The organism is Amedibacillus sp. YH-ame10 (assembly GCF_053848885.1).
Genome location: NZ_JBSPFA010000011.1, coordinates 1 through 19,910, shown reverse-complemented (window position 1 = coordinate 19,910; position 19,910 = coordinate 1). Strand labels below are relative to the sequence as shown.

General features: G+C 33.1%; 19 protein-coding genes and 1 riboswitch. Of the genes, 5 read left to right on the top strand and 14 right to left on the bottom strand.

Annotated elements, in window-relative coordinates:
* Positions 1-22 precede the first annotated feature (22 nt).
* From nrdG to ACWG42_RS05970, 9 genes are all read right to left on the bottom strand, one after another.
* Positions 23-550, bottom strand: a complete 528-nt coding sequence (nrdG, locus tag ACWG42_RS06010) for an anaerobic ribonucleoside-triphosphate reductase activating protein (protein ID WP_455790835.1) — start codon at positions 548-550, stop codon at positions 23-25.
* The gene (locus ACWG42_RS06005; RefSeq protein WP_455790834.1) at positions 543-2,888 is read right to left on the bottom strand and encodes an anaerobic ribonucleoside triphosphate reductase; all 2,346 of its coding nucleotides are present in this window, start codon (positions 2,886-2,888) and stop codon (positions 543-545) included. Before ACWG42_RS06005 ends, nrdG begins: the two co-directional genes overlap by 8 nt.
* Positions 2,889-3,298: 410 nt before the next feature.
* A complete protein-coding gene (locus ACWG42_RS06000) occupies positions 3,299-4,378 on the bottom strand; it encodes a hypothetical protein (protein ID WP_455790832.1) in 1,080 nt (359 codons plus the stop codon).
* 31 nt (positions 4,379-4,409) lie between these two features.
* Entirely contained in the window at positions 4,410-5,987 is a 1,578-nt protein-coding gene (locus tag ACWG42_RS05995) for an NlpC/P60 family protein (protein ID WP_455790831.1), read from the bottom strand.
* Between the two features lie 169 nt (positions 5,988-6,156).
* Positions 6,157-7,758 carry a WG repeat-containing protein gene (locus ACWG42_RS05990; RefSeq protein ID WP_455790830.1) on the bottom strand — a complete coding sequence of 534 codons (1,602 nt, stop codon included), beginning with the start codon at positions 7,756-7,758 and terminating at the stop codon, positions 6,157-6,159.
* Between the two features lie 107 nt (positions 7,759-7,865).
* Positions 7,866-8,672 carry a hypothetical protein gene (locus tag ACWG42_RS05985; RefSeq protein WP_455790829.1) on the bottom strand — a complete coding sequence of 269 codons (807 nt, stop codon included), beginning with the start codon at positions 8,670-8,672 and terminating at the stop codon, positions 7,866-7,868.
* A complete protein-coding gene (locus tag ACWG42_RS05980; RefSeq protein ID WP_455790827.1) occupies positions 8,662-9,498 on the bottom strand; it encodes a GHKL domain-containing protein in 837 nt (278 codons plus the stop codon). Before ACWG42_RS05980 ends, ACWG42_RS05985 begins: the two co-directional genes overlap by 11 nt.
* Before the next feature lie 52 nt (positions 9,499-9,550).
* A complete protein-coding gene (locus ACWG42_RS05975; RefSeq protein ID WP_455790826.1) occupies positions 9,551-10,252 on the bottom strand; it encodes a LytR/AlgR family response regulator transcription factor in 702 nt (233 codons plus the stop codon).
* A gap of 273 nt (positions 10,253-10,525) precedes the next feature.
* Positions 10,526-11,383: a GNAT family N-acetyltransferase gene (locus ACWG42_RS05970; protein ID WP_455790825.1), complete on the bottom strand. Its 858-nt coding sequence runs from the start codon at positions 11,381-11,383 to the stop codon at positions 10,526-10,528.
* 258 nt (positions 11,384-11,641) lie between these two features.
* Positions 11,642-11,815: riboswitch (Lysine riboswitch) on the top strand.
* 65 nt (positions 11,816-11,880) lie between these two features.
* Here ACWG42_RS05970 and ACWG42_RS05965 point away from each other — a divergent pair.
* Entirely contained in the window at positions 11,881-13,377 is a 1,497-nt protein-coding gene (locus tag ACWG42_RS05965) for a Na+/H+ antiporter NhaC family protein (RefSeq protein WP_455790824.1), read from the top strand.
* Positions 13,378-13,393: 16 nt separating this feature from the next.
* Here the strand turns inward: ACWG42_RS05965 and ychF are convergent, their stop codons facing one another.
* From ychF to ACWG42_RS05940, 5 genes are all read right to left on the bottom strand, one after another.
* Positions 13,394-14,497, bottom strand: coding sequence for a redox-regulated ATPase YchF (ychF, locus tag ACWG42_RS05960; protein ID WP_455790822.1), 1,104 nt, complete (start codon positions 14,495-14,497; stop codon positions 13,394-13,396).
* 173 nt (positions 14,498-14,670) lie between these two features.
* Positions 14,671-14,880: a DUF951 domain-containing protein gene (locus ACWG42_RS05955; protein WP_455790820.1), complete on the bottom strand. Its 210-nt coding sequence runs from the start codon at positions 14,878-14,880 to the stop codon at positions 14,671-14,673.
* Positions 14,881-14,905: 25 nt separating this feature from the next.
* Positions 14,906-15,760, bottom strand: coding sequence for a bifunctional methylenetetrahydrofolate dehydrogenase/methenyltetrahydrofolate cyclohydrolase FolD (folD, locus tag ACWG42_RS05950; protein WP_455790819.1), 855 nt, complete (start codon positions 15,758-15,760; stop codon positions 14,906-14,908).
* Between the two features lie 13 nt (positions 15,761-15,773).
* The gene (gene dtd / locus ACWG42_RS05945; protein WP_455790818.1) at positions 15,774-16,220 is read right to left on the bottom strand and encodes a D-aminoacyl-tRNA deacylase; all 447 of its coding nucleotides are present in this window, start codon (positions 16,218-16,220) and stop codon (positions 15,774-15,776) included.
* 133 nt (positions 16,221-16,353) lie between these two features.
* Entirely contained in the window at positions 16,354-17,223 is an 870-nt protein-coding gene (locus ACWG42_RS05940; protein WP_455790816.1) for a methionyl aminopeptidase, read from the bottom strand.
* A gap of 323 nt (positions 17,224-17,546) precedes the next feature.
* On the opposite strand from ACWG42_RS05940, the gene ACWG42_RS05935 reads away from it, so the two are divergent.
* The 4 genes from ACWG42_RS05935 to ACWG42_RS05920 all read left to right on the top strand — a co-directional run bounded on the left by ACWG42_RS05935 (position 17,547) and on the right by ACWG42_RS05920 (position 19,754).
* Positions 17,547-17,783, top strand: a complete 237-nt coding sequence (locus ACWG42_RS05935; protein ID WP_455790814.1) for a hypothetical protein — start codon at positions 17,547-17,549, stop codon at positions 17,781-17,783.
* Positions 17,784-17,875: 92 nt separating this feature from the next.
* A complete protein-coding gene (locus ACWG42_RS05930) occupies positions 17,876-18,439 on the top strand; it encodes a hypothetical protein (protein ID WP_455790812.1) in 564 nt (187 codons plus the stop codon).
* Between the two features lie 357 nt (positions 18,440-18,796).
* The gene (locus ACWG42_RS05925; protein ID WP_455790810.1) at positions 18,797-19,321 is read left to right on the top strand and encodes a DUF5662 family protein; all 525 of its coding nucleotides are present in this window, start codon (positions 18,797-18,799) and stop codon (positions 19,319-19,321) included.
* Positions 19,322-19,415: 94 nt separating this feature from the next.
* Positions 19,416-19,754, top strand: a complete 339-nt coding sequence (locus ACWG42_RS05920) for a helix-turn-helix transcriptional regulator (RefSeq protein ID WP_455790808.1) — start codon at positions 19,416-19,418, stop codon at positions 19,752-19,754.
* The last annotated feature ends 156 nt before the right edge of the window (positions 19,755-19,910 follow it).

The following is a 19,910-nucleotide window of genomic DNA, read 5'->3' as shown; positions in this document are numbered from 1 at the left end:
ATTCATCAACCTATCAACTAAGTTATAAGCCTAGTTTTTGATTTCGTTCATCATATGTTGATATGACAACTTCATTTCTTTTTAATGATTCCTGTACATCAATAATTCTTTGATTCTTACTTCCTTTGAATACGAGTCTATAATCTTTTAATTCTTCTATAAATTTACCATCTACTAAAATATCCAAATAAGATAATAACTCTTTTTTCTGTGCATCCTTTATCAAATCTTCAAATAAGAATCCACTATACGCCCAAATCGAATACTTCTTTTCTTTTGCGACATTTGCTAGTGGCAATAGATTCTCTGCTTGTAGAAATGGCTCTCCTCCTGAGAAGGTGATTCCTGTTTGTAGATTCGCTTCTTGAATTTGCTCAACAAGTTCATCTACATGATATACTTCTCCACCAAAGGCATCCCACGTTTGTTGATTATGACAATTCTTACATTGATGAATACAGCCTTGTGTCCATACAACAATACGCACACCAGGTCCATCTACAATGCTATCAAACTGTAGGGGTGAAGCTAGGCGAAGCTGATTAACCATGTTTTACACGATCTCTCTCTTCGCTTGCTTTACCATTATTGAAACGATCTACTGTACCAACTAAATATCCTGTGATGCGACGAATTTTTTCAAACTTGTATTCACCTTTTGTTTCATCACGTCCACATTTTGGACAAATATGCCCTTCAATGACACCGCTATATCCACAACAAGGGTCACGGTCTACTGGATGGTTAATACTTCCATAACCAATACCAGCTTCTTTCATACAACGTACGATAGATTCAAATGCTTCTAAGTTATTAGATGGGTCTCCATCCACTTCCACATAAGAGATATGTCCACCATTTGTAAATTCATGATAAGGAGCTTCTTTCTGAATCTTCTTGAAGGCTGTAATATGATAGTATACAGGCACGTGGAAACTATTTGTATAATAATCACGGTCTGTAACACCTGGAATAATTCCATAAATTTTCTTATCAATACGTGTAAATCTTCCAGATAATCCTTCTGCAGGAGTAGCAATAAGGGAAATATTTAATTTATACTTCTCTGTTGCGTCATCACAAATCTCACGCATATGTTGAATAATTTTAAGACCTAATTTTTGAGCACGTTCACTTTCTCCGTGATGTTCTCCAATCAATGCTTTCAAACACTCAGCTAAACCAATGAAACCAATGGTTAAGGTTCCTTGTTTTACTAATTCTTCAAGTGTATCTTCCCATCCAAGTTTTTCAGAACCGATCCAAACTCCTTGTCCCATTAAGAATGGGAAGTTCTTCACTTTTCTCTTTCCTTGAATTTCCATACGTTCTAATAACTGTTGAATAATAATTTGCATCTTTTCATCTAATTCATTAAAGAATGCACCTTCATTGAATTCACCATTGATCGCAACTCCATGTTTGATTCCAATACGTGGAAGATTCAATGATGTAAAAGAGTTGTTTCCTCTTCCAGTCGCTACTTCAGGACCATTTACATTTCCCATTACACGAGTTCTACAACCCATGTATGTTGTTTCTGTTTCAGGCTGTCCTTGTTTATAATATTGCAAATTGAATGGCGCATCCATGAAACTAAAGTTAGGGAATAAACGTTTTGCGGATACACGCATTGCTAATTTAAATAAATCGTAGTTTGGATCTTCTGGATTATAGTTAATTCCTTCTTTTACTTTAAAGATAAGGATTGGGAATATTGGAGTTTCTCCATTCCCAAGACCTGCTTCTTGTGAAAGCATAAGTTTTTCTGAAATCAATCTTCCTTCAGGTGTCATATCTGTACCAAAGTTGATACTTGAGAAAGGAACCTGTGCACCAGCACGTGAATGCATGGTATTTAAATTATGTACGAATGCTTCCATTGCTTGATATGTTTTACGATCTGTCGCTTTCGTTGCTTCTTTATAACTAAATGCATTTACCATAGAAATCTGATCATCATTCAATTGATATTCTTTCTTCATCATATCATTCAATGCAATAACGAAGTCTTCATCAATGATCATAGTTGCAGTTTTTCCTGTTTGTTCTTCTACTTCCATGAAGTTTGCTTTTACATCAACAACAAGGTCTACAATCAATTCTAAAGCACGATTCATATTATTCATATATTCTTTACGGAAAGTCTTCGCAACACCTGGAGCAAGGTAATAATCAAATGCAGGGATACTTTGTCCCCCATGTTGATCATTTTGATTACTCTGAATAGCAATCGCTGCTAAAGCACCATAACTCGTAATATCTTTTGGTTCTCTTAAATGACCGTGTCCTGTAGAGAAACCATTTTTAAATAATTTATCTAAATCAATTTGGCAACAAGTCAAAGTCCCCATATTCATAAAGTCCATATCATGAATATGAATGTCCCCATTTTCATGCAACTGTGCATGTTGAGGGTTCATTAATTGTGACATACAGAATTCCTTAGAAACAGCACTTCCGTATTGTAACATGGTTCCCATCGCTGTATTTCCATCGATGTTCGCATTTTCACGTTTAATATCTGCTTCATTACTATCCGCAAATGTAATCTCTTCGATAGATTTCATCAAACGAGATTTCATGCTACGAATTCTAGTACGTTCTGCACGATATAAAATATATGCCTCACTTGTTCTAGCGTGACCGTTTTCAATCAAAACCTTAACAACGGCATCTTGTACTTCTTCTACCGTTGGAATTGTATTCTGGTACATGTTGTTCAACAAACCTACCGCTTGTTCTGTCAACATTTCTGCTGTTGCATAATCTGCAGCAGTCCCCACTTCTTGTGCTACATGTGATGCTGCCAAAAAAATTGCCCTTGTAATTTTTTCTGGAGAGAAATGAATTTCACGTCCATCTCTTTTCTTAATAACTGTAATCATAATGTCTTCTCCTCCTTGTTCAATAGAAATACGGTAAAACATAAAAAAAACAAAAGCTTTTATATACGCATTTCTTTTACATCAGCTTTTTATAGAAAGGATGCATTTCCATTCTATATCCATAGAACTTGGATTTCATCCACAAACTGAGCTTCTTCGTACTATTATACAGTAAAATAAACAATTTTGGCATTGTAAATAAAAAAAATTCAGTTACATTTTTTATGAAACAATTTACCGTTATAATTTCACTATTTATACCCTAAATAGTCACAGAATCTTAATTAAAACACTATTACAAGAATATTCAGAATTCATTAAATTCTGAATAAAAACCTTAAGTTGCCACTTTTGTGGATTCTTAAGGTCGTTTTGAATATCAAATATGTTCTAATTCCATTTTTTTATCTTTATTTTCTTTCAAATGTATATTTAGCAAAATACGGAAGTGTTATATCGTATTTATCAAAAGTTAACAATATCAATCGATCATAAGAAATAGGATACCCTTCTTTATCTAATACAACAACTAGCTCTGCAGATTTTATTTCATCATTGAATGCAGGCTTTAAATATACATCTTTACACACGTCATCTTTGCACTGCTGCGCTAGAGAAGCTAAAGGATCATCTTTATTTGCTTCTACGGTCGTATCTATAACGTTATATGCTCCCTTACCTGTCATTAACTCATTATACAAATCAGATTCATAAAATGTTTTATATTTAGATGTGTTCTTATTAAATTTGAATGTAACAATTGTGGTATCATCTTTTTCCTCTATAGAGCCATCAAAATATTCATCATTCAAAAACCGATAATCTGTTTTCCCACGTTTTCCAAAGTCAGGTCGATCACTCATTTTAAAATTTTCTAAGAAGTTTAGATAATAATTGTCTCCTATATCCTCTATTGATTTCGTTTCTTCAACTACTTCTCCATCATACGATGTGTTTGTAAACACTACATTTTTTTCATCTATCTTAATCAAAGAGGGTTTGAACTGATAAAGTATATCTTTGATATAAATCTTTTTTAGATTATCCACTGTAGGCTCATTATGACCAAATGTTTCATCTGCATTCTTTATATAACTCTCTCCAAAATTATCCTCAAAATATTTATCACCTTTTTTATCTGAAAGATTGATACTAAGATTATCCATGAAACCATATGTTTCAAATGAACCTGTATCTCCTTTTAAATCACCTACATCATAATACTGTTCATAAGACCCTTTAAGCATGTTATATTCACTATCTATATCTATATGTGCAATCTCTTGTGTTACTCCATCAACATGAACAGTTTTATCTATATTAATCAGTTTTTCGAATCCTTCATTCACAAGATTCCAAGCGTTGGAAGTTTCATTTTCAGAATTTTCATCTGTTCCTTTGCCAGAACTACTTAAATTCCCTTTGTTCGCACTTGAACATCCGCAAAGCACTACCAATCCAAGACAAAATAATATATTTATCTTTCTCATGCTACTTCTCCTCGTTTTATATCTCTCAGCATTATCCTGTAACCGTATAACCTTTCCCTAGTAAATTCGCTACCATTTGTTCTCGTGTAATTGTCCCCTCTGCAACTTGTTGTAATTGCGCATATACAAAATCACTATCTACCGTGCTCGTAGATGCAAAACTTACACTTGTCGAACCATTATACGTATAAGTATAAGTTGCGTTTCCTTGACCAAAGTCAATATCTCCCCATGGGTCATCCACTTCCGGACTATCTCCACTACCACTGTTGCCACCTGGATTATTGGTAGATGGATTTTGATTTGTGGGAGGCTTAGTTTCTGGCCATATAACATTCCCATTGCTATCCGTTCCATGTCCATAAACTTTCATCGATACATCTGACCAAGTCATAGGTGCAACGCGAAAATATCTAGGTCCACTCCCTAAATACACCGTACTTACTACGACATTTGCTCCATTATAACCACCATGTACTGCCTTTCCATTTCCTGCATAAACCGCGACGTGCATAGAACCATATCCACCATTATCATAAAGGATTAAGTCACCTGGAACTGCTTGTCCTTCGGAAATATATGATCCTATAGCTGGCATTTGATAAACGCCTATGTTGTATACACCATTATGTCGAAAAATTGATTCAGGAGTTCCTGTTAAATATCCTCCATTCACCAAAGCCATAGTAGCTAATTCATCACACATCATATGAGAACCAACATAATTTAAAGCAGCTTGCAAAACAGGGCTTCCTTGAGAGCTAACTGCACCTCCTGTAACAATATTATTCTCAAACTTCTGTTGGCTTTGTACATCATCTGTTGGAAGACTTGTTTCTTCTTCTTTCTTAGGTTCTGCCTTAGCTTCTTCGTTTGTTTTATTAGTAATTGTGTACGATGTTGCTTTCCCCATTTTGGTACCATCAACACCAACCGCAAGCTTACTCTCTGATACTTTTTCTCCTTCTTTTACTACTTTCAAAGCATAGCTTATTTCAGTAATGTTATAACTTTTATCAATTGTACAAACTTCAACTACATAAGTACCTTCCTTTTCAACGTTAACATCGCTTGTTACAAGAGTATACCCATTTCTTGCTCTAGTGTTTTTATATTCTTCTAAAGATTCATTCGTAGTGAATATCTGTTTTTCTGCCTTGTTCTTTAAATCTTTTAACGTTTTTATTTCTTTTTCATAAACTTCTTTAGTTACAATATCAATCTCTTTATATTCACCATCCACTTTATCCTCTATCTTATCGATATTTCCAATCACATTAAACGACGCCTTAAAAGGTATTTCATAAGTCTTATTTTCATTCTGTAACAGCTTAATAGTAGCTTTTTCACTATCTTTTACTGTTAATTTTCTATTCTCTTTGCGTTCTTTTTTATCCTTATCGACAATAACCGCATTTACATCATAAATACCTATGATTTTTGAGTCTATCGTTAATAGAGAAGAAATTGTTTCTCCCTTGTTTAACTTGAAATAACTTTCTAGTTTTACATTTTCACCATAAGATATATCGGTTGATTCCTTTTGGTTCCCAGTACATGCACTTAAACATAAACTGCCTATTAAAACTATACTAACAATTTTTTTCACGCTATACACTCCGTTTCAATTATATTGCCTTATCCAAATTCCGAAGTTTTTCAAATCCCTCATTTTAAACTTTATTTCACTTTCAACAGTTTGAAATAACTATTAATTTCCTTAATCGTGAACAGTCAATAAATAATAAATTTTATAATAATGTAAGAAACTATAAAATCTAATACTCTATTACAACTTTACCAGTCCCTTTATCTAACAAGCAATGCTTATCTCCTTTTTGAGCAACTAGATAATCATCATAAAAAGTAGATATATAATCATAGATTGGTTCTACAACCGCCTTTCCATCACGGTTCATTAGTCCATGCAAATATCCTTCATTCTTCTTTATATAAATGTCATAAAGGTCTTCTGAAGCTTCATAATAGCTAATCGTACCTTTAAACTCATTCTTTTTCTTTCCCGTCTTATCATATAAAGTTGAATTCACCGTTTGGTAAACATCGTTTTTATCAGGTTCTCTTACTTCTACTACATAGTCCGAATTATTCTTCAAATTTGGTTCATTTATTAAAACAACGTCAGTGAAATAAGAGTTTTCATTGATATTCCCAATTTTAAAAATGTTTATCATCATATTTTCATCTTCTTTAAATGGTCCAATAACAGTATCCCCTTCTTCATTTATCATTGCAACTTCTATGCTATCCGATACACCATATCTTAAATATGCATTACCTAATTCATCAAAAGCTCCTAAAGTCAAGATATGCTCTTTATTTTTCAAACCTTTAATTTCAACTTTATTACCTTTTGAATCAACATAATAACTTTCATCATCCTTCACCACAGAAATAAGACCATTATCAGAAATTCTCACAACATCTATTGTGTCATCGGATAACATAACATTCCCTTTTAAATCATAGACTGTATCTTTTTCATCTAAGGTCGCAATATACCCGTTATGGTCTCCACGAATAGAATCATATTTTGTCTCTATAATTTGTTTTCCGCTCTTATCTAATACACCATATTTCTCACCTTTGTTAACAAAGTAACTTTGTGTATATCCATTATAGGTTACATAAAATTGTTCATTCCCCGTGTCTAATTTATTTGTACTATTATATTCCATCGGGATGATGACTTCACCTTCCAAACTAAAAATTCCAGCTTTGCCATCTTTCTCTGCATAAACGGATAAATACTTAGTTCCATTTGTTTCTTTATCGTATTCACGAATAAAAAGCAAACATGAATACTCTGGTTTTAAAATTTCTTTTTCAGATTCATCAATCAAACCAAATTTTCCATTTAAACGATAATCTGCTTCCTTTATATCTTTCCCAACGATTGCACTACCTTTACCACTATCCCAAACAGATCCATAGTTAAGAGATTTAACTTTTTTTCCATCTAAGTTAAATACAGTAGTTGTTTTATAATCAGAAGCATATAGTTTGTCTTTGGTATCGTTCATACCTATTGAAGAGTATTTAAAAGGCAAGATTTCCTTCTCATCTATATCAATCACACCATATTTCCCGTCTTTTTGTGCAATAAATAAATCAGCTGATGACAAATACCCTAAATAATCATACTTAAAAGGAATCACTTGTTTCTTATCAAAACTCATGAGCCCATATTTATTATCTTTTGAATTTACAACATACTTATCTTTAACTGCTATATTAAGTTTATTACTACTTACACTTGTACTACTACTCCCTCCTTCACTTGAACAACCTACTAACATTGAAATTCCCATTGCCACTGATAAACCTAAAACAAATATTTTCAAACTTTTCCTTTTCATTAGAACACCCTCCTGTGCTATACATTATAAATTATAGATTTATATACTATAAAATTCTATTTATCACGCATACATAACACATAAGATGTAATATTTGGAATCATTTATCATTCATGACAAATAAAGGTGCTCGCTTCTAAAGTATCTAATTGGTTTAAAATTTCATGTCTTAGATAACTAATCTCTTCATCGTGTTCTTTCAATTCAATATATTTCTCTAATGATTCTTCGTACTGTTCTACAAAATATGCAACATTCTTTTTATATTTATATTCCATATATATACGTTTCATAATTATCTTAAGTACTAGATAAGAGAGTAATGCGCCTATAACGGGCAATATCAACCGTTCTGTAGTAACCTTTAAATACACTCCATAACTAACAGTTAGCATGACAGAAGATTGAAGAGCAGAAAGACACGCAACCAAAACTGCTAACTTAAAACTAATTTGAAAAGTTTTCTTTTTTAACACATTAGCTGCTACCACAACAACCATAGAAAACATAAAGGTAAAATACATCTGAAGAATAATATTAAATATATAAGAATCACTATGAAATGCATTAGGACCAATTGTAACTATTACAGAAAATGAAATTACTAACTCATATATCATTTCCAAATTTAATAACAACATGACGTATAGTATGATCTTAGATAACTTCTCTACAGACATGACTTTAAACAATGCTGTGGTAAATATTACATCTATCCCTATTTTCAAAAAAAAGTTATCAAATATAACATTCGTAAGCGTTTGGTTTAAAGCAGAAACAGCAATAAGTGCTATAATTCTATGTTTGAGATCATTATGTTTTAATTCGAGCGTAGAAGTAAAGAAGTAGATACGCGCGATATTTTGTATAACATAAAAAAATTGTGCGATATACACATAGTTTTCACTTGCCATATGCTTTATCCTCCTTTATTCGAAGCACTGCCTTTATTATTACCTTCGTACCTTGATCTTCGATATATAAATTCCCTTTGTTTTTCTTACATGTATTTTGTATTATTGAAATACCTAGCCCGTGATTCTCTTTATCCATCTTGCTTGTTCCATGTTTCTTTACAACGATGGTTTGATTTATTGGCTTTGCATTTTCAACTTTTATAATTAAATAGTTCGCTTGTACTTTTGTATGTACATGAACAAAACGAGATTTTACATCTACATTTTTATTCGCATCAATTGCATTATCCAATAGATTCGTAAATACGCACATCAAATCAATAGGTTCTATTCCAATGATTTCAGGTATAAGCGCTGTCACATGAAAAGGCACTCTTCGCGATTCTGCTAAAAGAGCCTTATTATATAAGATTGCATCAATCGTTTTATTATGGCAGTTTGATAATTTATTCATTCCTTTAAAACTTAGTATAAGATGATTCAAATATTCCTTTTTTTCTTCCTCTGTTTTCTTTAACAATGTACTGTCTTGCATAGCTCTAGTTAGAATCGCATCTTTTAACTTAAGTAGATTTTCTTCATTTTGTTTCATCGCAAGAAAATGTTCATCAACCAATTCTCTTTGTTTTATATACGCTTGCTGTTGTGCATCTTCTTGTGCCTTAAATAAAATACCTTTCACTATTTTATAAAGAAGAAAATAGGATAAAAAACTAAGCGATAAGATGACAACATAGTAAATCGATGTTCCTATAAGTGACTTTATATAGTAATTAAAAACAAGTAAAAACAAAAGCATTAGAACTTGTATGATTGTTAACAAGCGAAGCATCCGCCTCTCAAGTATAAAAGAATTCATTTAATATAACTCCATTCTAGACCAGTTCTATGATATATGTTTCAAATTTTTCTTTTACCTGATTACTATATGCTCTACTAATAGGAACAGTATTATTATTTTTTAACACACATACATTTCTACTTAGTTTCTGTATTTTTTTAAAATTTATAATATAACTATTGTGGCATCTTTGAAAATAAGGTGGTAATTGCTTAATAATAGAGTCAAACTTCAATGCCGTTTTCTTTACATCATCTTCTAATACAATGTATGTAACACGTAATTTTCTCTCAAAATATATAATATCTTCTAAATGAAAAACCACTCTGCTTCCGTTTTGGTGAATAGAAAGCAATTCCCTATTTTTATTTTGTTGATCAATTGCCTTTTGTAATGCAAACTCTATACGAGTTTGCAACTCGGACTTCAACACAAAAAAACAGTGATCTACATTATAAATATCTGTTACTAAATTCAAATAAGCCGTTATAAATATGATACTTGCTCTTGAATTTACTGAATTTATCCTTTTCGCAATTTCTATTCCATCCATTCCATCAAGCATAATATCCAATATAAATATACATGATTTAGGAAACTTCGATAAATCTTTTAATAAAGCTTCCCCATTTGTATATGAAATAATCTCAATCTCTTCATGATTTATTTGCTTCACAAGAACTTCTAGTTTTTGTAACTGTTCTTTATTATCATCACATAGTACAATTTGATACATACAAATCCCTCCCCTTTGATTCTATCTTGTCCTTTTCATTTTACTAGATTTTGATATCTATGAATAATATATTGTCATATTTAACACGTATTTTGTCATATTTGACAATCATAAATGTATACCTTTCGATACTTTGAAAAAATGATATTTTCATTTGAAAAAGAAAAAAAATATCATAAAAAAAAGATATATTCTTTAAAAAACAATATATCTTTAAATGTATACATTTAGAGATAGGCTTCTAACTCTATATATACTATATCATAATACTCACTAAAGAATGAACACTTTCTCTTCGCAATCCTTTTGAAATCCAACATTAACTAAATTGTTACGAATTGCAAAATTATGAACATCGATATCTCCAATTAGCTTATCTATTTTGGCATGATGTGCAATATCTATCGCTTTATTTAATAACAAGCTACTATAATGATGCCCTTGTTCCTCAGGTATAACTCCAATATAGGTGATACCCGCAACACCTTCCACCAGCTCATTGATTGCGATGAATCCAACAGGAACATCCTGTACCAATAAGATTTGGAAAAATTTATTACTGTCCTTATCTTCTAGGATTTCTTTTAATGTACTTTCAACACCTTCCTGTAATCCTAAATCTTTGTACTCTTTTTGAAGAAGTATATCTAGTGTGGTGGAACTTGCTTTGATCATGAGTTCTAATACATCTTTATATTCCATATCCATCGCGCTTGTAAATGTATAACCAGAGGTATCCTTGCTTATCGGTTTGATTGTGTAACTCTCCCTTTCTATGCATAAATTTGCATAGCTTTGGCAAGCCATATATATTTTTTCATAATGTATCTTATCTGTATATAAGTCTAAGCGCCACTCCACATTTCTAGGTAATTGTACGAATACATCGCTTAAGAAACTATCGACTTCCTCTTGAGGTATATCTTCTACTGTGAAATGTGCTAGATAGTGCATTTCTTCGAAGATTATCAATCTACATACTACCTTTTCATCCTGAACTTTAACAAAGCATTTTTCCAATGGAAATCCTTCTTTTATTTCTTGTCTTAAGGACTCATTTTGTGCATCACTACTTGATGGCATAGAAACCATCGATTCTACAAATTCTTTACTACATGTTGTTGTTTTCATTGTTTATGATCCTTTCCATTTATGTTTGTTGCATAGGGAAAGAAAAAGCATCCCAAAGAAGGGATGCTAAACACACTGTTAGATTATATTAAACAGGCGTTTCGTATCTTTCCTTTGTTTTATTATTAGGTTTTTCATACAAACCACCTGCCTTTCGTTGATTTTATATTAACATGCACAGCATAAATTGTAAACTGGATATTGATTTACAAGTACTTCCATTGACATTTCGTTGGAATAATGGTAGTCTAAACAACGTTAATTGATAGAGGCGCAAATCACAAGAGTACATCTTCACATCTGCTTGGTGGCAGTGAATATGGAAAGGGTTATTTGCCGAAGAAACATATGAACACCAATTCAATGTTTCTGGTATTTTGCACAACATGCACAATACTGTCACTTTACATAAAGTGGAGAGCTATCTAAAGTATAGAAATTATATGCTTTGGTGGAGTCTGTCCAACAAGGCATTTTTTTATGGAGGAGATGATTTTATGGAGTTTACCGCAACATTTTTCTCGCTATTACCACCAATTATAGCGATTGCTTTAGCACTGATTACCAAAGAAGTGTACTTATCCTTATTTATAGGGATTGTATCAGGGGCGTTACTAGTAAGTGGGTTTCAAGTACTAGACGCAACACACGTTATCTTTGATACGATGGGTGAAAATTTAGGAGATACTTGGAATATAGGAATTCTTATTTTCCTTGTATTTCTAGGTATGATTGTTTCTTTGATGAATCGTGCAGGTGGAAGTAAAGCATATGGCGCTTGGGCGAATAAAAAGATACATACAAAGCATGGCGCATTATATGCAACGTTTGCTCTTGGTTCTTTTATATTTGTAGATGATTACTTCAATTGTTTAACCGTTGGGAATATTATGCGTGAAGTGAGTGATTCCTTTAAGATATCACGTGCTAAGCTTGCTTATATTATTGATTCTACGGCTGCGCCGATTTGTATCATTGCGCCTATTTCTAGTTGGGCTGCAGCAGTAAGTGGATATACGAGCGGTGATGGATTCACATTATTCCTTAGTACCATTCCTTATAATTTATATGCATTATTAACTATCATAATGGTGATTCATGTTATACGTAATGACTTTGATTTTGGTAAAATGGAAGAGAACGAGAATTGTGCTGCATTAGGGGATGTTCACTTTGGTCTACATGATTATCAAAATAATGAAGAAATACCTACATCGGATAAAGGAAAAGTATTAGATTTGGTTCTGCCTGTTCTATTCTTAATCATTGCTTGTGTTACAGCTATGATTTATACTGGGGGATTTTTCGAGGGTGTTGATTTTATTACTGCCTTTACAAATTGTGATGCATCTAGTGCTCTTGTATTAGGATCGTTCTTTACTTTGATTTTTACATTCTTATTGTATATTCCTCGTCGTATTATTCGTTATCAAGATTTCGCAGACTGTATTCCACAAGGGTTTAAAATGATGGTTCCTGCCATTATCATATTAATACTAGCTTGGACATTAGGTGACCTTGTTTCTACCAAACTTGAAGCAGGTATATTTGTGTCTGAACTTTTAAAACATGCGAGTATATCTTCCGCAATCTTACCCGCAATCTTATTTATTGCCGCAGCTGCTTTGGCTTTTTCTACTGGTACTTCTTGGGGTACCTTTGGTATTTTGATTCCTATTGTGACTGCTATCTTTGCGGAAGGAGAACCTTTATTAGTAATTTGTATATCTTCTATTCTTGCGGGTGCTGTTTGTGGAGATCATATTTCTCCTATTTCGGATACGACCATAATGGCATCAGCTGGTGCACAGTGTAATCATATTAATCATGTCACCACACAGACACCATACGCTTTGATTGTCGCTGTTTCTTGTGTGGTTGGATATCTTGTTGCCGGATTTACTAAGAACGTTTATATCACCTTTATTGTAGCTTTAATTACAATGGTAATTGTGAATAAAATTGTATGGAAACTAAAGAAAAGGAAGCGATAACCGCTTCCTTTTTCATTTATACGTTAAATCTAAAATGCAATACATCTCCGTCTTGCACAACATATTCTTTACCCTCTAAACGAAGTTTACCTGCTTCTTTTACAGCAAGCTCTGTTTCTAACGCATCAATATCATCAAACTTGTAACATTCTGCACGAATGAATCCTTTTTCAAAATCGGTATGAATAACACCTGCACATTGAGGAGCCATCATTCCTTTTTTGAATGTCCATGCACGGCATTCATCTTCTCCAGCTGTAAGGAATGTACATAAATCAAGGATATTGTAAGCTGCTTTCACAACCTTATCTAAACCACTTTCCGCAATTCCTAAATCATTTAAGAACTCAGTTTTTTCTTCTGCATCCAAAGAAGATAATTCTTCTTCAATCTTTGCACAAATCGCGACAACTTGATTGTTTTCTGCTTTCGCAAATTCTTTCACCTTGACATAATATGGATTTTCATCAGGATTAGAAATTTCTTCTTCTGACATATTCGCAATATAAATCATAGGTTTTAGTGTTAACAAACTAAAAGCTTTGATAATAAATAGCTCATCTTCATTCAGTTCTACACTTCGTGCTGGACTTGCTGCCACTAAAGCCTCTTGCAATTTCTTTAAAACTGCAACCTCTTTTATAGCATCTTTATCTTTATTTGTCATGGCTTTACGTTCAATTTTACCTAAACGATTTTCTACTGTTTGTAAGTCCGCTAGAATTAGTTCTAAATTGATAATTTCAATATCGCGAATAGGATCTACATCCCCTTCTACGTGTGTAATATTAGCATCATCAAAACAACGTACAACATGACAGATTGCATCCGTTAATCGAATGTTACTTAAGAATTGATTTCCCAACCCTTCACCTTTACTAGCACCTTTTACAAGACCCGCAATATCGGTAAATTCAAATGTTGTATAAATCGTCTTTTTTGGATGAAACAATTCTACCAAGCGATCAATTCTATGATCAGGTACTTCTACGACTCCTACGTTTGGTTGTATCGTCGCAAATGGATAGTTTGCTGCCTCCACTTGTGATTTTGTTATGGCGTTAAATAATGTAGACTTTCCAACATTTGGCAAACCTACGATTCCTGCTGTTAATGGCATATCATCATTCCTCTCAATTCAATGGTTACATTTTATCATGTTTTATGTTATATGCAAAGAACTTACGTATCACGTCATACTACATGGTGCATTTTGAGTATGCTTACACTCACACTATGAAATTTATGTAAAAAATATCCCTAACATTATATAGAGATATTTTTCACATCATACTATTCTTCGCTACCTTCTGCTTTTTCAATCACTTTCTTAAGTTTCTTCTCGAATTCAACCCTAGGGAATAACACGCTTGTACCACACCCCATACATTTAATACGAATATCTGCCCCCATACGAATCACTTTCCAATATTTTGATTTATGGCAAGGATGTTCTTTTTTCATTTCCACGATATCATTTAAATCATATTCTTTATTTACCATAAGACCTCCAGAAAATCTAAGATTTTCATTTCTCCCTTTTACAATAAGATTCCAATGTATTTTCCATTAACATCGCAATGGTCATTGGTCCAACACCCTTTGGTACAGGTGTAATATAAGATGCTTTGTCTTCCACATCTTCAAAATCAACATCTCCACACATTTTATTATTTTCATCTCTATTGATACCAACATCGATTACTACAGCACCATCTTTGATCCAATTCTTAGTGATCATCTTGGCTTTTCCAATTGCCGCAACTACGATATCTGCTTTTGAAGTCACACTTTCAATATCTTTGGTTCTTGAATGACATATTGTAACCGTTGCGTTTTTATTCATTAGAAGCTGTGCAACTGGTTTTCCTACAATGTTACTTCTTCCAATAACTACTGCACTTTTCCCACTTAAATCATCAAATCCTATCGTTTCTAGAATACGGATGATCCCTTTCGGTGTACAGGAAACAAAGGTATCTTCTTGTAACATTAGCTTACCTACATTATAAGGATGAAATCCATCCACATCTTTGTCAGGTCGAATTGCCAACAATACTTCTTCTTCACGGATTTGACTTGGAAGAGGCAATTGAACCAAAATACCATCTACCTTTGCGTCCTTATTCAAAGAATCAATCAATGACAACAATTCTTCTTCTGTGGTTTCTTGTGGAAGTCTTAAAAGTTCATTTTCCATTCCAATTTCATGACATGCTTTTTCTTTTCCAGTTACATAAGAAATACTTGCTTGATTATCTCCAACAAGAACAACGACCAGTTTTGGAATTCGTTTCCCTTCTTCTTTTAATCGATCAATTTCTATCTTCAGTTTTGATTTCACATCTTTTGCGATTTCACTACCATATACTATTTCTGCCATATGTATGCCTCCTTTACCATTGTGAGCTATCTATAATGATGGTGACTGGACCATCATTGCATAAGTCTACTTTCATATCTGCACCAAACACACCTGTTTCCACATGTATTCCTTCTTGCCTTAATACCGTATTAAAATATTCATATAAAGGCTTTGATATCTCTGGCTTTGCAGCCTTATCAAAACTTGGTCTTCTGCCCTTCTTACAATCCGCAAAAAGCGTAAACTGCGAAATCGATAGAATTGCTCCACCTATATCATCTAACCCTTTATTCATCTTTCCCTCTTCGTCTTCAAATACACGAAGTTGCGCACATTTCTTTGCGACCTTGGAAACAATTTCTTCATTATCATCATGTGTAATTCCTACAAGGGCTAAAAATCCTTGTTGTATTTGTCCATGTATTTTACCATCTATTGTTACAGAGGCATGTGTAACTCTTTGAAGTACAACGCGCATTCTATCACCCTTTCATGTTCTTACATATTTTAACAGACTTCCTCTATATTTAAAAGAAAGAACGTAAAAGATATTAATAAAAACATTCATCATATAACCAAGGTTATCGACAAATGCTTTAAAGTATTCTTTCTTAGTACGTTAAGATTTCAATCCCGTGTTCCGTTACTAGAATAGTATGTTCCCACTGTGCACTCAATTTACCATCTTCTGTATAAGATGTCCATCCATTATCCGCATCAATAAATAAGTGATAATCTCCTTCATTGATCATAGGCTCTATCGTAAACACCATGCCTGGTACTAATACCATACCAGTTCCCACTCTTCCAACATGAGATACAACAGGATCTTCGTGGAATTCTTTCCCAACACCATGACCTGCAAAATCCACTACTACACTATATCCGTTCTTTTTGGCATGTTCCATAATCGCTGCCCCAATATCCCCAACATGTCCCCAAGGCTTAACCGCCTTAATACCGATTTCTAAACATTCTTTGGTAACTTCCACAAGACGTTTTGCCTCATCAGAAACATTTCCAATCATAAACATACGACTTGCATCTGAATAATATCCATGATAAATGGTAGACACATCTACATTGACAATGTCTCCATCCATTAAAATAATATCTTTATCCGGAATACCATGGCACACTTCATCATTGATAGAAGTACACACACTCTTTGGAAAGCCTTGATAATTTAAAGGTGCAGGAATCGCTTTATGCTTCGTTGTATAATCGTACACCAACTGATCAATTTCATCTGTACTCATGCCTACATGAATATGTTCTGCAACATAATCTAGTACACCCGTATTAATCTTTCCACTTTTACGAATGCCTTCAATTTCTTCTTTATTTTTAATCAATGAACGTTGAGGAATTGTCTTTCCTTCTTTCGCAAGTTTCGCGAGTTTTTCGTCAAACTTTTCATGACATTGTTTATATTTCTTTCCGCTTCCACACCAACAGCGTGTATTTCTTCCTATTTCCATAATTTACACCTCTTTTTTCTTTCTATAGTATAGCACTATCTAAAGATTTATGCATGTAGATATCGCAACAAATCTTCGCGCAATTGAAAAGACCTCTATGAGGGAGTATAGAGGTCTACAGGAATGAAGGAGGGTAATGAAATATATTTTGAATGAGGAAGAGACATTACCCTTATGATAGACAGACACCTTTCCTTGTCTGTAGCTATATCATACTCTTTGAATGTGTAATCTATGTGAATACGAATTGAAGATTATGTAAAATTATTCTTTGACTTTATGAACATTGCCCTTTTCAATAAACCAAGAAAGGATGCATGCTTATGAAATCTAGGGAAAAATTATCATCACGTTTAGGATTTATATTAATATCTGCAGGATGTACAGTTGGACTTGGCAATGTTTTGAGATTTACTTATATTACTGGACAATATGGAGGAGCTGCATTTGTATTACTTTATCTTGTCTCTTTAGTTCTATTAGGATTTCCTATTATGACAATGGAATTTTCTGTTGGACGCGCTTCACAAAATCTGCCGCTAAGAGTTTTGATGTATTAGAACCAAAAGGTACAAAGTGGCACAGAATCAAATATATTGCCATCGGTGGAAACTATTTATTAATGATGTTTTATACAACCGTAGGTGGTTGGATGTTAAATTATTGTTTTAAAATGGTGAGTGGTCAATTCAATCATGTTGATAAAGCCACAGTAGATAGTACTTTTCATACTATGACTTCAAACCCAGGGGAATGCATCTTTTGGATGATGGTTGCGATTGTTATAAGTTTTATTATCTGTAGTCGTGGTTTACAAAATAGAGTTGAAAAGATTTCTAAATATATGATGTCTTGCCTATTTGCGGTTTTAGGAGATGCAATCTTTGCGGCGTTAACAACCATCATTGCAGTATTTGAAAACATTGTAGCGTTCGCTATGGACTTAGGTTGGACAAGAAAAAAAGCCGTGATTGTAAACTTTGTTTTGATTGTTGTTTTGTCTTTACCTTGTACATTAGGCTTTAGCGTATTATCCTTAATAGAACCTCTAGGATTTGGAACCAACATCCAAGATTTAGAAGATTTCATAGTAACCAATAATCTACTACCTTTAGGATCTCTATTGTACTTAATGTTTTGTACATCCCATTATGGATGGGAATGGAAAAATTTGCATTCCCTATCAATTATATATTGCCAACTATACTTGTTCTAATTGTTGCCTATATTCCCTTTCAAGCATGGCGTTTCCATAAGAATCCTAAAAAATAACCTAGCGGTTTTTTATTACTCACTCACAACATATGAAATTTACTTTAAACTTAATCACATAATATTAAAAGACCTTTGCGAGGGACAAAGGTCTAAGCATGAAGGCAGATAATGGAAAGTAAAATTGTAAACATGATAATTGTCATAAATTTTATAAGGGATGGGGAAACATTTCCATTACCTGATACAAGCTTATTTCTAGCTTGTACTAATATCATAAACCATGAATGTGAAGTCTATGTGAACAGACTATGAAAATAAGAAGAAATAATGGTATACTAGTACAGAAAGGATGATAATCATGTCAAAATTATATGGACACTTTAAAACAATTACGACACATAAACTGGCAGTCACAAAGCTATGTTTTAGGTGTGGTTTATATAAACAAGGACTACTTCATGATTTATCGAAATACTCATGGATTGAGTTTCATTCTGGTGTGAAGTATTTCCAAGGAAATAGAAGTCCTATTGATAAAGAGAAGGAAGTAAAAGGGTACTCTTTAGGATGGCTTCATCACAAAGGACGCAATAAACATCATTGGGAATATTGGCTTGATAATGCGAGAGGCGGGATTAAACCAATTGAAATGCCAGTTAATTATGTTGTGGAAATGTATTGTGATCGTACTGTCGCATCTCGTATTTATATGAAAGATCAATATCATGATGGAAGTGCATATGAATACTTTATGAATGGCTATGATCATGTTATTATGCACCCTACTACAAAAGACCTTATACAATCTATCTTGGAATATCAAAGAGACCATGGCACGGATGCCACGGTTGAATATATTAAAAAGACAGTGCTTAAGAAATAGATAATTTATGACGCAACCTATTCTAGCGTTATAGTTGGTGGATGTGATATTTCGAAAATGCTATGCTATAAATATCAAGAAAGGAGTACTAATTATGAGAGTTTCATTCATTTTAATTTTAATCTCACTTGTTACGCTTAGTATATTTATCACCCTTATTGTTTTACTTATCCGCGTTTTATTAAAGTATGGAAAATCAAAGGAAGTTCGTGAAGAAAAGAATTTGATTAAGAAATCATTATCACAAGCTTTGAAAGAGGAACGTTTAAAATGTAAGATGACACAAGAGTTCGTGGCAGAAGCACTTGGTGTTAGTAGGCAAGCTGTTTCAAAATGGGAAAGTGCTACTTCTGAACCAAGTACCTCGAATCTTTTAGCTTTAGCGAAGCTATATGGTATCTCTGCAGAAGAATTATTAAAAAGCGTTATATAGTATATGGAAGAATGAATAATTCTTCCTTTTTTATATAAAAAAGATGTCCTGAAGGACATTCCGAAAGATTAAATTTCGCCTGTAGATATAGTATACTATCTATAGGTGATTTTTTTGATTAAAGACTCTTCTGTTTTCGCTAAAAAAGAACTTGCT

Coding starts and splice junctions, on each gene's coding strand:
- nrdG (WP_455790835.1), bottom strand. CDS start 550: ATGGTTAATCAGCTTCGCCTAGCTTCACCCCTACAGTTTGATAGCATT.
- ACWG42_RS06005 (WP_455790834.1), bottom strand. CDS start 2,888: ATGATTACAGTTATTAAGAAAAGAGATGGACGTGAAATTCATTTCTCT.
- ACWG42_RS06000 (WP_455790832.1), bottom strand. CDS start 4,378: ATGAGAAAGATAAATATATTATTTTGTCTTGGATTGGTAGTGCTTTGC.
- ACWG42_RS05990 (WP_455790830.1), bottom strand. CDS start 7,758: ATGAAAAGGAAAAGTTTGAAAATATTTGTTTTAGGTTTATCAGTGGCA.
- ACWG42_RS05985 (WP_455790829.1), bottom strand. CDS start 8,672: ATGGCAAGTGAAAACTATGTGTATATCGCACAATTTTTTTATGTTATA.
- ACWG42_RS05975 (WP_455790826.1), bottom strand. CDS start 10,252: ATGTATCAAATTGTACTATGTGATGATAATAAAGAACAGTTACAAAAA.
- ACWG42_RS05970 (WP_455790825.1), bottom strand. CDS start 11,383: ATGAAAACAACAACATGTAGTAAAGAATTTGTAGAATCGATGGTTTCT.
- ACWG42_RS05965 (WP_455790824.1), top strand. CDS start 11,881: ATGGAGTTTACCGCAACATTTTTCTCGCTATTACCACCAATTATAGCG.
- ychF (WP_455790822.1), bottom strand. CDS start 14,497: ATGCCATTAACAGCAGGAATCGTAGGTTTGCCAAATGTTGGAAAGTCT.
- ACWG42_RS05955 (WP_455790820.1), bottom strand. CDS start 14,880: ATGGTAAATAAAGAATATGATTTAAATGATATCGTGGAAATGAAAAAA.
- folD (WP_455790819.1), bottom strand. CDS start 15,760: ATGGCAGAAATAGTATATGGTAGTGAAATCGCAAAAGATGTGAAATCA.
- dtd (WP_455790818.1), bottom strand. CDS start 16,220: ATGCGCGTTGTACTTCAAAGAGTTACACATGCCTCTGTAACAATAGAT.
- ACWG42_RS05940 (WP_455790816.1), bottom strand. CDS start 17,223: ATGGAAATAGGAAGAAATACACGCTGTTGGTGTGGAAGCGGAAAGAAA.
- ACWG42_RS05935 (WP_455790814.1), top strand. CDS start 17,547: ATGAAATCTAGGGAAAAATTATCATCACGTTTAGGATTTATATTAATA.
- ACWG42_RS05930 (WP_455790812.1), top strand. CDS start 17,876: ATGTTAAATTATTGTTTTAAAATGGTGAGTGGTCAATTCAATCATGTT.
- ACWG42_RS05925 (WP_455790810.1), top strand. CDS start 18,797: ATGTCAAAATTATATGGACACTTTAAAACAATTACGACACATAAACTG.
- ACWG42_RS05920 (WP_455790808.1), top strand. CDS start 19,416: ATGAGAGTTTCATTCATTTTAATTTTAATCTCACTTGTTACGCTTAGT.